Raw genomic sequence first — 11,888 nt, forward strand, 5'->3', positions numbered from 1 at the left:
CCATCCCCGACGAACTACCTGAAGACCTCAGACGCCTGCTCGCCCTGATGACGTCACTTTCACCACGTCGCCGTCCCACAGCCGCCCAGTGCGCACACGCCTTGCGGCATCCCGACGAGGTACCGACCGTGGTCGGATCACCTGTTCGTCCAGGTCGGCCGGTTCGGCTGCTGGCCACCTCGGCAGTGCTCGTGGCGCTCACCACCGCCGGCATCACCACAGCATTGCTGAACCAGGCTCCACCCGCCGAATCCGCACCGCCCGGCCAGCACGAGCACGGAGCCACCCACTAGCGACACGACCTCCGCTCCGGCTGCTTCGACTCCCCAGTCCACCGTGGCGCCTGCGGTCGTTCCCGCCAAGCCGAGCCGCCAGGTCCTCACGCGAAAGACGACGACAAGGGCAATGACGAGAGCGACAAGGGCGAACCCGACCTCATCCGCCCCGACAAACCCGAACGAGGCAAGACCGGCAGACGCATCGACGCCGTGTCCACGGCGGCAATGGCGGTGGGCGGCTGGAAGCTGCGCGGCGCGAAGGCTAAGAAGTCAGACCGGATGGTCGTGATGGGCTAATTGCTGGGGTCGAGATCAACCATCGTTGCACCCGAAGTACCCAAGTCCTGCCGGAAGGCCTCGATCAACCGCGCCACCATTTCGACACGCTCGGTGTAGTTGCCACCAGACAAGGAAGTTACATCCTCGACCTTGCGGACAGCGCGCGTGAGGGCTAGGTGCCCAGGCATGGTGTTCTGGTAGACGTCTGCGGCAACCTCCACCACGTGATCGGACGCCACAAACTCGATCATGGCAAGTGCTTCAGCCACGTTCGCGTGTGACGTCAAGATCTCGGCTACCGGGATACCCTCCATGAGGTCTTTTTGGTCCTTATTGAAGACCACACGAAACCGGTAGGCATCGAGCTGCTGGTGCCAGTACCGGAATGCGGCAAGATACCTGGTGTAAAGGTCGATGCGCTGTTGCCGTAGCTCTTTGACGTTATCGTGGGCGCGCTCTCGTTCCCATCGCTGATCCTCACGTCGCAGCTCACGCTGCCAACGTCGATCTTCACGCCACGCGTTGATCAACTGGCCGCCGATGATTCCGACGATGCCGAGCACGGCGACGACGATCGGTACCCATACCGAGACCTGTCCTGATGGCACGTCAAGACCATAGCGGCTGACTGGTGGTGATCATTCTGATCACCAAGTTCGAATTGTCCCCCGATCAGTGGGTGACCCGCCTCGCGCGGCTGCACAACAGGCAGCTGCCGGAGCTGGAGTTGCTGGACGCCTACTACGAGGGCGAACAGCCGCTGTCCTACATGCACCCCGAGTTGTTGCGGCGTTTGGACCCCCGGCTCCGGTCGGTCGTGATCAACTGGCCGCAGCTGATCGTGGACAGCCTGGACGAACGCCCCGACGTCGCCGGCTTCCGGCTCGGTGGTGAGGCTGCGGCCGATCGGGAGCTGTGGCACATCTGGCAGGCCAACCGGCTGGACCTGCACTCGGAACAGGCGCACGTGGACGCGCTCGCGCTGGGCCGCTCGTATGCGATCGTCGGCAGCAACGAGAAGGACCGCTCTACGCCGCTGGTGACGGTGGAGTCTCCGTTGGAGGTCCACGTTGACCTGGACCCGCGCACGCGCGAGGTCCGGGCCGCGCTGAAACGGCAGTACGAGGAAGACGGCGACGGCTACACCGAGGCCTACGCCACGCTCCACCTGCCCAACGAAACCGTCTGGTACTCCTCGGACAACGGCGGCGGCACCTCGTCGGAGACGAACCGCGACGAGCATGGCATGGGCGCGGTGCCCGTGGTGCCGATCATCAACCGGCCGCGCATCCGCCGACGCCGCACCGCGCCCCCGAGCCTCGGCCGCTCCGAGCTGATCAGCGTTCTCCCGCTGTCCGATGCCGCGTGCAAGATCGCCACGGACATGATGATCAGCGCGGAGTATCACGCGATGCCGCGTAGGTACGCGCTGGGCTTCGACAAGGATGATTTCGTTGACGCGCAAGGGCGTCAGCTCACGCTGTGGGAGTCGGTGGCCGGTGTGCTGTGGTCGCCGAAGTCGCCCAAGGAAGACGGCGTTGCGGTCGGCCAGTTCCCCGAAGCGAACCTGTCGAACTTCCACGACACGCTCAACACCCAGCCCGGCAAAAACTCATCCGTGAAGCACTGGCCATTGCGCGAGACACGACCTTCCGCGGCGATCGAAGCGTCACGTTCAGATGGATCGGGGCGGTCGTAGACGAGCCGTATCGGACCGAGATGCTTAACGACGCGGTGGCCGCATCACGCGAGTACAGCGACACTGACGATCGCGCGTGGTCGTTGATGCTCACCGCGCGGTTGTTGTCCGGTCCCCATCGCGTTGCGGTGCAACGTGAAGCACTCGACGTTGCACGGTCCATTGAGGACATCGATCAGCAGGCGTGGACATTGAGCCGACTGGCAGTACAGATGTCCCAGCCTCAGCGCGACGAGGTCTTGTTCGAAGCGGCTGAAGCGGCGCGCGGAATCACGAGCGGCTTCTTCAAAGTGCAGGTCCTGACCATCGTTGCTGGGGAGCTGTCCGCGACGCACCGCATCAAGATGCTCGAAGAGGCACGCCGGGCCGCCCTCGACCTCAATTCGGACAGCTCACCGATAGCGACGATTCTCGCCCGGGTCGTACGCTATCTGCCCGAGTGGCTTCAGATCAGGCTGCTCGATGGTGTTCAAGCGTTCTGTCAGGCCACTACCGAGTTTCTGCCTGCGGATCGATCCGTCAACCACCGCGCAGATCGCCAGACTGGTTACCCTGCTGCCGGCCCGGTTGATCGCCGACGCGTTCCGCATCACCGAAGCCATGCCTGCGGCTTACGTCGTGGATCCAGCATGGGGCGTGCTGGCGCTGCACCTGAAGGGGCCACTGCGCGAAGCCGCCCTGCACCAGGTTTTCGGCAGCACCAGCACGGTGCTGGCCCGCTTCGTGCTGTTGAACCAGGCGAAGGTTATGTGGCAGGACTCGATCGGTGTCACTGAGCTTGACATTGTGCGCCGCGCACTCGCCAACCTCGACCTGCAAGGGTGCTACCGGGTGGTCGCCGCAGCAGTACCGATCCTGCACGCGGCGGGCGGAGTCGCGGTGACCGACGACTGTCTCGATGCTACGAACGCTGTTCACAGGTGGTGGCGCACCCAATCGGAAGCCGCCGTGTCCATGCCGTTCAACAGAACGACGGTGTTGGTCGGGCCGGTCAACATGTCTCCGGAGGACGACGGAGGCAGTCAGCGATGAGGTTTGCTTCATTCGCCATGATCGCCACTTATCCCGTGTGCTCGCGCACGGGATAAAGGTGCTGCGCCGCGAACCGCGTGACATCGGACTGCGCCTCAAGCCCCCCAACGGGTGGTTTTCGCGGTTCATAGGCGAGGAGCCCAACGGCCGCAAGCTCCCGCACTCCACTCAGCCGGCACGCCGTGTCGAAGTCGGCCTCTATGGCTGCGGATCTGCTTGATCGATGCCAGGCACCTGCGCCAGAGCGGGAAAACCTATTACCGTGAGGAGCTGATCGCGATAGTCCTCCAGCACGGCCAGGAGCTGCAAGTCCCGCACCGCGATCATCGCTACCAGGACGGTTTGGGCAAGCCAGTACCGGGTCGAGGGGATCATCCGGGATAGCCATGTCCACGCTGGATGCTGTCGGAGTTCGTCGACGCCGTCTGGTATCCGACGCATCGATTCGGGCAGCAACGTATCCAGTTCCGTGGGCCCGACCTCGCGCAGCACGAAGGCGTGAAGGGCCTGGACCGACAACACCCCGTGTCCTGCCTGGACTGACCCCATCGCCGTCAGTGCCCGCTTCAACAGCACCAAGTCGACTGTCTCGATCTCGCCGACCATGCGGGATAGCGATAACTGCGGCACCAACAGCTCCGCTAGGTCCACGCCGTCAGCCATCTCGTATGTGCGGACCGACTCCACAGCCTGCTCGACCTCGACCGCTGTTCGGCCTTCCGCCATCATGAACGTGCTGATCAGATCCTCACTGACGACACCATCAACGTCGCCCGCCAACGCGTGTGCAAACGTCGCTGCCGCGTTCTTCCAGGCGGGTCCCGTTGCCTGATGCAGGACTTTCCCATCAGCGTCGGGTATCAACAGACCATCCAAGCCCTGGCCAGGGCCGGACCCCGCCGTCGCGCGGGCACGGTCGTTGCGCCGTTGCCACCCCACCTCCCCTGTGCCTTCCAGCGCCAAGCTTCGAGCAAATCGCCGTAGCTGCCGGGCCGCCGCCACACGCACCACGCCACCCGGTACAGGGAGACCTTTAATCACCCGCTCCAGCGGCCCCCCGCCCGGCAGCGCCTTGCCCTGCCGGGCCTGCTTTGCGGTCGCCAGCAGCAAAGGCAACGCCTCAGGTGGAGCGATAGACACGGTGCCCCGGCCACGCCCGGAGCTCCGACGCACGTTGCGAGGCACCAGACCGGCCGTCCGCCACCGCTCCAGCTGGAAGTACGACACCGGGTAACCAGCAGCCTTCGCATCAGCGAGTAACACCTGGTCGGTAAGGCTTGGAGCACAGCGAGGCACGCCATCAGCTTACAACCCCGCGAAGTTGCCGGTGAACAATAAAGACCCCTGCTGACTCAATAAGGACATGCACACCGCATATCTGCTGCGCAACGACGCCGTTCAGACTTGGGTTCTGGACGACGGTCTGACCATCGTCGCCGCTGTACTCGGCACGCTGGGCGTACTCACGACGGGCACTTGTGTGATCACCTGGCTGGCTCTGCGCGGCAGCAAGCCGAAGGATCGCGTCGCGCTGATCAAGGCCCTGCCTCGAGTGCTACGGGCCGCCGGAATCGTGCTGGGCCGACGCGGGCCGCGGTAAGCGGAGCGTGTAAGCCGCAGCCTGTCTACTTGTGGCTAGCGTCTTGCCGGGTGGCCGTAGCCTGCTGCGCCGACAGTGGCTGTTCGCGTGGTTCTTGTCTGGCGAACCGCGATCGACCGCTGGACGTCGACATCGAGTCCGACCGACGCGAAGCGGTCGTCTGGTACACGCCGGTCTAGCACCGGCTGCCAGTCCCCTACGGAACGCGATGACGAACGATCAACACCCCCTGTCAGAAAGACGGCCAACGCGACCAGCCGCATGTACCGCTCCCGAAACACCAGAAGTCGAACAGTTAGCGTGCATGCCCAGCCGGGCACCGCGAGGCACTCGATCAACGAGCCGATTCGGCGAGCGCTGTTGGCGGGCCACCTTCAGCGCTGACGACGGCGGGGTGACAGTTGTGCCAACCAGTGCTCCGGCAGGGACGGCTCTGTTGCCGGGCGAACCCACTCGTCCTCAGGGTTGGAGTCACGAGGTGCCCAAGACCGGGGAGGCCCCAACGCGAGTACCTCATGGACTGCTGCGGCGATGGTCGGGGACGCCGGCCGGGTTACGTGGTTGAGCAGCAGTGGCATGCCCTCGGAATCCAGGCTCAGGTTCCAGGTCCGGCAGGTGACCTGGCAGAAGTCGTCGATTTCGAAGACCACATTGGTGCAGAGACCGGTGCCGTCCTGGTCTGACAGCCAGCTGAGTCGGTCGCCAGCCATCAGGCGCTCCCGACCTATCAGCGTTCCGTTGGGTTCGGTGTTGTCCCGGTTGAGGAAGGGCACCGGGTCCTCGTACGCGCCAGGATCGTTGTCGCTCAGCCCGCTGACCTGGCGGGGGTCAGCGGTGAGGTGCAGCTCGAGGACGTCCCCGTCCGTGTGCGCCTGCCAGATGTCGACAATCGACGCGGCGGACGACGTCAAGACGTGCGGATAAGCCGTGATGATGAAGACCTGGCCAGCCTTCAGCGGCAACGTGACCCGGTCACCCGCGCGCAGTCGGTGCAACACCGGCATCGGCTCCCAGCGGGCGATTCCGGTCATCAGCTCATGGCAGTACCGGATCGCTTCCTCAGCGGCTTGCTGGTCCACGCGGAAGAACTCGCGGTTCGCGGCCACCCGGTGGACCGCGAGCAGCCGATGGACCGCTTGCTCCACCTGACGAGGGCGCGACGTGAGGGTGCGGTGCAGCACCTCGAACGGGAAGGGCACCGAGGTGCCGAACAGGTCGTCGGCCCGGTCCTCTGACAGCAGCTGTGTGAAGCCGATCTTGACCATGCCGGGGATGGCCGGACTCCGCTGGACGTACACAAAACCGTTCTTGAGGGGTGCTCGCACCGCTGCTGGCACGGCATGTGGGGACAACGGCCCGCTCCAGCGTTCGACCGGGGCGAAGGTCGTCGCAGTCGCCGGAGGGTCCGTGGTTTCCACGGAGATCTCTCCCGCCGTGTCTCCAGGCTCGGCGACCAGGAGTGAGCGCGGGGTGGGCCAGGGTTGGAGGTGGTATCTGTCGACCTGCCACGGCGCGTCCCCGAACGACACAAGTCCGACGCTGTCGTCGGTCTCCCATCCGTCGGGCAGGAGTTCCTTCAGCGCCTTTGACGCGACCGCGGTCAGATAGTGCGCCAGCTCGCGATGAGCAGTGACGTGCAACGTGCCCAGTGAAATCGGCCTCGGGTCATCCTGCTCGTCATCGGACTCGCTGAACACATCAATGCAAATGTCGCCCCGTCGGCCGATCGCCAGCAGCTCACCAGCGTGCACCGGGTTGGTGAGGTCGAACGTGAAGCAGGCACGCAGACCCGGTGAACTCGTCCGAGGTCTGCGGCAGATCAGCTGAAGGCGATCCGGTTCGGCGGAGTCACGGTCAAAGCCGAGAGGCAGTATTCCCTCGGCCAGAGCCGCAGTGGCAGCGCAGACCTGGTCTGAGTTGCGCATCGTCATGGTCCACCAGGGCAGTGGTCCCCACATGCCATGCGCTGTGTCGCAGCCGTGGAGCCCAGGCCCGGGCTCGCCCCCGCGCGACCAGTTCATCAAGGCCGCAAGGCACCAGTCCTCGAGATGTTCCTGGTCGCTGCGTTCACGAAGCAGCTCACGTTCGAGGGTGCTCAGACCGTTGATCGCCGTCGTCACCTGGGCGATCTGATCCTCGATGATCTCCAGGGCGCGGGCCACTGGCCTGCGCTGTTCCCGGTCCACGCGGTCGTGCAGGTGACGCAGATACCTCCGCGCCTGGGTGCTACTGACCAGATCGCCGCCGACCGTGAACAGGTGCTCGACCTGCGAGGCGGCGAACGGCAGCCGGTCTGCCCACCGCTCCCGGACCTGTTTGCCTGCAGGGTCCCCCGTGAGACCAAGCGCCGCGACATTGCCGACTCGGGCATCTGGCTCGGCCTTAAGCGTTGCCCACACATCTGGGTAGCCGTGCAGCGGAGCCGGCGGACGGGACAGGCAGGCTTCAAGCCAGCGGGCATCCTGAACGCCCCAGCAGCGCGCCAGTTCTTTTCTGACTTGGGTGTGGGAGACCGAACCGAGACGCCGCGACGACCAAATCTCCAGCAGGAGCAGGTAAGTGCTCTCCGGGCTCCAGGCGGGAAGGCCACTTCCAAGAAAGCCGACCGGACCGGTGATTCCGCCGTACCCAATCTGCCGGTAGATCTTTGCCACCAAGTCGGCCAACTGCTCCGGCTGCGGTCCTGGTCCGACGAAGGCAGGGCTGGTCGTCAGCAACTGAACGATGTCGTCGTTCGAACGACCGCCAGCGGCAAGAGCAGCGATCCGCGTGACCAGAAGCGCGCACACCAGGGCAGGCTCGCCTAGCTGGGGAACGATCTCCGCCGGGTCAAGCGCGGGGTACCCGCTCAGCAGCCCAACTGTCTCTTCACAGATTGTCGTGATCCACCGCTCGCGTTGGCTGGCGAGTTCATCCGTAGACAGCACTGCTTGAGTGTTCCCGATCCTCTGAGCTGAGCGGTGCGCTTCCGCCAGACCGTCCCTTTCTTCACTAGGCCGACGGGTACCGCGCCTGTTGCACCACGGTGTACCGCACAGCATGGAGGCTCACGGCCCGGTCGGCGTCAGGTTCGACAAAGACGCTGGCAATTCACAGTGGACTGGGTCGGGGTCTGCTGCTTCGACTGCTCGACAGGACCACAAGCCGAGTCTGACTGTTTGAGGCGGGTTCAGGCCCTGCTGTGGTCCACACCGGGGGTGTGGACCACAGCGGAGGCTCTCTCAACCAAGGTATGGCGAGCTAAATGATCTTGAAGTCGTAGCGGAACTCGGCGGCCTCAGGCGTCGGCACCCAGTCGAGTTCGCCGTGCTCGACCACCGGGGAGCTGCCGTGCAGCGTGGAGCCGCTCTCCAGCGCCGTTACCACGTCGGCAACGAGCTCGGTTACCGAGCCCGCGAGCAGGCATACGTAAGGCAGGTACTCGTTGGCCGCCCGGAACACTCGCAGGCTCTCGCGGTCGGCGACGAGGAACCCGCCGCAGCCGTCAGTGGCGATAGGGAGCCATGCGGGGTCCCAACCCGGACGCGACCCCAGCTCGAGCGGCGTGAACTCGAGCTGGGGTGCCAGCTGAAACGATCCGCGCGACCCGTTGTGCCATGCGTAGAGCATCGCCGTTTCAGGGTCCCCCAGTGCCTGCAGCAGGTCGGCGCCCGCGGGCGGGCACAGTCCCGCGTGGGTCACCGGCGCGTGCGCGACCAGCCAGGTTTCGAGTCGTTCCAGCACTACCGCAACCTATCCGCGCACTTCGATCTCGTCGAGCATGGTCCAGGCGCTGCCGCCGTCGATCTCGACCTTGACGTACTTGGCGTCCACGTTCAGGTCGATCGACCGGTAGGTCTTCGCCTGCATTCTGGCGCTGACAGCCGGCGTGGTGATCGTGCGTTGCTCCTGGAAGTTCGTCCCATCGTTGGAGGTGTAGTACTTCACCGTCGGCGGCAGGAACGCGTAGTACTCGCGAACCTGAAACCACCGCGTGTTGATTTCCTTGATCGGCTTGGACTGCTCGCCCAGCCTCACGACGAACGAGTACTTGCCGGCGGCGTTGCGCCCCTGCCACTGGTGGTCGAAGTACTCCGGTCCACGCAGCCCGTCTGTGAGTTCGGTACCTCCGCTGTCGGGGTAAGCGGGGTCGGCTGGTGCGCCGATGAGGTCGTACGAACAGCCCGGCTGGCCGTCCTGCGCTCCGCAGCGAGCGAAGTTCGTCGGCGCGCCAGGCAGGTTCGGGGTGGAGGCGGTAACCGTCGCGGTCAGGTCCGACTCCAGCCCCGAGCCGTCGAACGCCCGGATCTGATAGCTGTATGTCGCGCCGCCGTCGAGCTGGTGGTCGGTGAACCCGCCCTGCGGGCTGATCTTGTCGGCCACGAGCTCGCCGTTGCGGTAGATGTGGTAGCCCGCGACCCCGCTGCCGCTGTCGGTCGACGCACCCCAGAACAGCTGCACGATCTGCGGAGACAGGGTCACCGCGGTCAGTCCGGTCGGGGTCGACGGCCGGCTGCCGTCAGTGCCGTCGCCGGACCGGTTCTGTGTCCACGCCCGGTACGCCGCGTCGTAGGCGGTGGAACCGAACTTCGACCTCGCCGACTGGTAGTGGTTGTAGGAGAACGACCAGTATCCGTCGACGTACGGGTCGACCGCTTTCACGGCCGCGATGATGTCCTTGGCGGGCATCGGTTGCAGGCCCGACGCGCCGATGAAGAACGTCTCGGTGTCGGAGATCAGGATCGCCGACGAGTCAGCGTCGGTGATGGCCTTGCGCATCGCCGCGAACCATTCAGGCAGCATCGCGACCGTGGCGTGGCCTGCCCCGATGCCGTCCTGCAGCGAGATCACGTCGATGTCGGTGTTCTCCAGGACCTGACGCCAGGTCTCGCCGAACTGTGCGGCGTTCTGCCAGCCCGGCAGTCCGGTCGTGATCGCGTTGTAGAACGGTGCCACCGCCACGACGTCCTGCCGTGCCCAGCCCTTGATGCCCTCGATCGCGCGGTTGTAGAAGTGGGTGATGTTGTCCACGGCCGCAGGTGTTCCGAAGTGGACGTTGTCGAGCTCGAAGGACAGGTACCAGCCGTCGAGCGCCGCGTAGTGGCCGTACCGGGTCTTGATGTCGGCGGCGATGTTGATCGCCGTGTCCGCCTCCCGGTCCAGCCACGTGCGGTCACCCGCGTACACGTCCCACCACTGGTCGTTGACCTGCAGGCCCATCCAGACGCTCATGCCCTGACTGCTCGCTTCTCGCAGGACGCGGTCGACGACATCGGTGTTGGTCGTCTTGCGGAAACCGTTGAGAGCAGTGGGATACACCGATGTCTTGGAGTTGCCTTCGCGTTTGTCATAGCTGTTGGCCGACCACTGCAGCACGACGGTGTTCATGTTCATCGACCGCATGCTCGTGAGCTCGTCGCGCAGGGTGGCGTCAGACCACTGGTCAACGAGGTCGGGCTGGATGAAGGAGCCGCCGAGCCGATCGCCGACCGACACCGGGGAACGCCACGGCGTCTCGGGCGCCAAGAGCGACGCGGCCGATGCGCACACGCTGGCCGACATGGTCCGTACCGACTCCCACCAGCTGCGCCCGGTCGCGGGTGACACCGCCGAGGCTGAGGCGATCAAGGTCGTGAGCAGGGCGCACAAGACGCTGATCTGGGAACGCACCCGGCACACCCAGCGGCTGCGGCACGCGCTGCGCGACTACTTCCCGGCCGCGCTGGAGGCGTTCACCGACCTCGACGCCGCCGACACCCTGGAGCTGCTGGCCAAGGCACCCGACCCTGCCTCGGCCGCGAAGCTGACCATCACCCAGATCACGGCCGCTCTCAAACGTGCTCGCCGCCACGACATCCCCGCCAAGGCCGCCTCGATCCAGGCCGTGCTGCGCGCCGAGCACCTGGGTCAGCCGACCGTGGTCACCGCGGCCTACGCCGCCACCACGCGCGCCGCCGCGGCAGTGCTGACCGTCCTGCATGAACAGATCAAAGCCTTGCAGGGACAGGTCGACGCGCATTTTGGCCGGCACCCGGACGCTGAGATCATCCTGTCCCAGCCGGGACTGGGATCGGTCCTCGGTGCTCGGGTGCTCGCCGAGTTCGGAGACGACCCCGACCGCTACGCCGATGCCAAGCGCCGCAAGAACTACGCCGGCACCAGCCCGATCACCCGAGCCTCCGGCAAGAAGACGGCCGTGCTGGCCCGGTTCGTCCACAACGACCGGCTCATCGACGCGCTCATGACTCAAGCGTTCAGCGCACTGAAAGCCTCGCCCGGCGCCCGCGCCTACTACGACCAGCTCCGCGCACGCGGCGCCCACCACAACGCCGCACTGCGGCAGCTCGCCAACCGGCTCGTCGGCATCCTGCACGGCTGCCTCAAAACCCGCGCCCGCTACGACGAGGCGACCGCTTGGTCACATCGTGCAGAGAAGGCAGCTGCTTGACACTCAAGCTCCTGGGATGTCTTCCAGGGGCAAAACCCCTGATCTCAGGTGTCCGTCAAAACGGGCCAGGCCCAGCACGCCACTTACTAGCGGTGTCATCACCCAGACAGCAGGCCTGGGATCACCTGTGGCAATACGATCTGACTCATCATGTGCAAGCACACGGACGATCCCGTCGGCAATGGCGACGCCGCATCAACGACCCGCTGCTCTCCACACCGATAGCCAGACTGCTGGCACTGGCGATGGGCACCGACGTCCTCGTGTTCGACGTGCCTGCGGCACACAGCGTGGGACTCGCGGGCCTGGTCGCGTCAGCTCCGGCAAAGACGGCGAGCCGCAGTGCTCAAAGCTCGATCGGGCGGTAGGCCAGCGCCTCGTCGACGATCTCCTCGGCGCCCATGTTCTCCTTTCCCTCTTCAGGGTAGAAGATTAGGTTGAAGATGTGCGGATTGCCCGTAGAGCGGACCAGAGCATCCTCGGCCGCCGCATCCTCATCCTCAGGGAAGTCAGGTCGCATCAAACGCTCGACGAGGGCGATCATCTGCTGTCGGTTGAGCTTCTCCACTCCGT

Annotated in this window: 11 protein-coding genes; 4 read left to right on the plus strand and 7 right to left on the minus strand. The window is 65.3% G+C overall.

Features of this window, described 5'->3' with window-relative positions; genetic code table 11:
* Positions 1–571 precede the first annotated feature (571 nt).
* Positions 572–1,165 (minus strand): hypothetical protein, encoded by a 594-nt coding sequence (locus LX88_RS42450; protein ID WP_258953405.1) that lies wholly within the window; start codon positions 1,163–1,165, stop codon positions 572–574.
* Between the two features lie 23 nt (positions 1,166–1,188).
* Here LX88_RS42450 and LX88_RS42455 point away from each other — a divergent pair, with 23 nt between their 5' ends.
* Entirely contained in the window at positions 1,189–2,256 is a 1,068-nt protein-coding gene (locus LX88_RS42455; RefSeq protein ID WP_258953406.1) for a phage portal protein, read from the plus strand.
* Positions 2,257–2,300: 44 nt separating this feature from the next.
* Here LX88_RS42455 and LX88_RS42460 read toward each other — a convergent pair whose 3' ends face one another.
* On the minus strand, positions 2,301–2,591 hold the full coding sequence (locus LX88_RS42460; RefSeq protein WP_258953407.1) for a hypothetical protein: 291 nt from the start codon (positions 2,589–2,591) through the stop codon (positions 2,301–2,303).
* A 127-nt stretch (positions 2,592–2,718) separates the two neighbouring features.
* Here LX88_RS42460 and LX88_RS42465 point away from each other — a divergent pair, with 127 nt between their 5' ends.
* On the plus strand, positions 2,719–3,288 hold the full coding sequence (locus tag LX88_RS42465; RefSeq protein WP_258953408.1) for a hypothetical protein: 570 nt from the start codon (positions 2,719–2,721) through the stop codon (positions 3,286–3,288).
* Between the two features lie 198 nt (positions 3,289–3,486).
* Here the strand turns inward: LX88_RS42465 and LX88_RS42470 are convergent, their stop codons facing one another.
* Entirely contained in the window at positions 3,487–4,404 is a 918-nt protein-coding gene (locus LX88_RS42470; protein ID WP_258953409.1) for a hypothetical protein, read from the minus strand.
* Positions 4,405–4,651: 247 nt separating this feature from the next.
* Between LX88_RS42470 and LX88_RS42475 the strand changes: the two genes are divergently transcribed.
* On the plus strand, positions 4,652–4,888 hold the full coding sequence (locus tag LX88_RS42475; RefSeq protein WP_258953410.1) for a hypothetical protein: 237 nt from the start codon (positions 4,652–4,654) through the stop codon (positions 4,886–4,888).
* A gap of 374 nt (positions 4,889–5,262) precedes the next feature.
* Here the strand turns inward: LX88_RS42475 and LX88_RS42480 are convergent, their stop codons facing one another.
* The 3 genes from LX88_RS42480 to LX88_RS42490 all read right to left on the minus strand — a co-directional run bounded on the left by LX88_RS42480 (position 5,263) and on the right by LX88_RS42490 (position 10,363).
* The gene (locus tag LX88_RS42480) at positions 5,263–7,815 is read right to left on the minus strand and encodes a GIY-YIG nuclease family protein (protein ID WP_258953411.1); all 2,553 of its coding nucleotides are present in this window, start codon (positions 7,813–7,815) and stop codon (positions 5,263–5,265) included.
* Positions 7,816–8,128: 313 nt separating this feature from the next.
* Complete coding sequence (locus tag LX88_RS42485; protein WP_258953412.1) at positions 8,129–8,611, minus strand: SMI1/KNR4 family protein; 483 nt, start codon at positions 8,609–8,611, stop codon at positions 8,129–8,131.
* 9 nt (positions 8,612–8,620) lie between these two features.
* Positions 8,621–10,363, minus strand: a complete 1,743-nt coding sequence (locus LX88_RS42490; RefSeq protein WP_258953413.1) for a DUF4434 domain-containing protein — start codon at positions 10,361–10,363, stop codon at positions 8,621–8,623.
* On the opposite strand from LX88_RS42490, the gene LX88_RS42495 reads away from it, so the two are divergent.
* Positions 10,329–11,315, plus strand: a complete 987-nt coding sequence (locus LX88_RS42495) for an IS110 family RNA-guided transposase (protein WP_258953414.1) — start codon at positions 10,329–10,331, stop codon at positions 11,313–11,315. The genes LX88_RS42490 and LX88_RS42495 overlap by 35 nt on opposite strands.
* 346 nt (positions 11,316–11,661) lie before the next feature.
* Here the strand turns inward: LX88_RS42495 and LX88_RS42500 are convergent, their stop codons facing one another.
* On the minus strand, positions 11,662–11,883 hold the full coding sequence (locus tag LX88_RS42500; RefSeq protein ID WP_258953415.1) for a bacteriocin immunity protein: 222 nt from the start codon (positions 11,881–11,883) through the stop codon (positions 11,662–11,664).
* Positions 11,884–11,888: the final 5 nt, after the last annotated feature.

The organism is Lentzea californiensis (genome assembly GCF_024648825.1).
In the GTDB taxonomy this organism is placed as follows: Bacteria; Actinomycetota; Actinomycetes; order Mycobacteriales; family Pseudonocardiaceae; genus Lentzea; species Lentzea californiensis.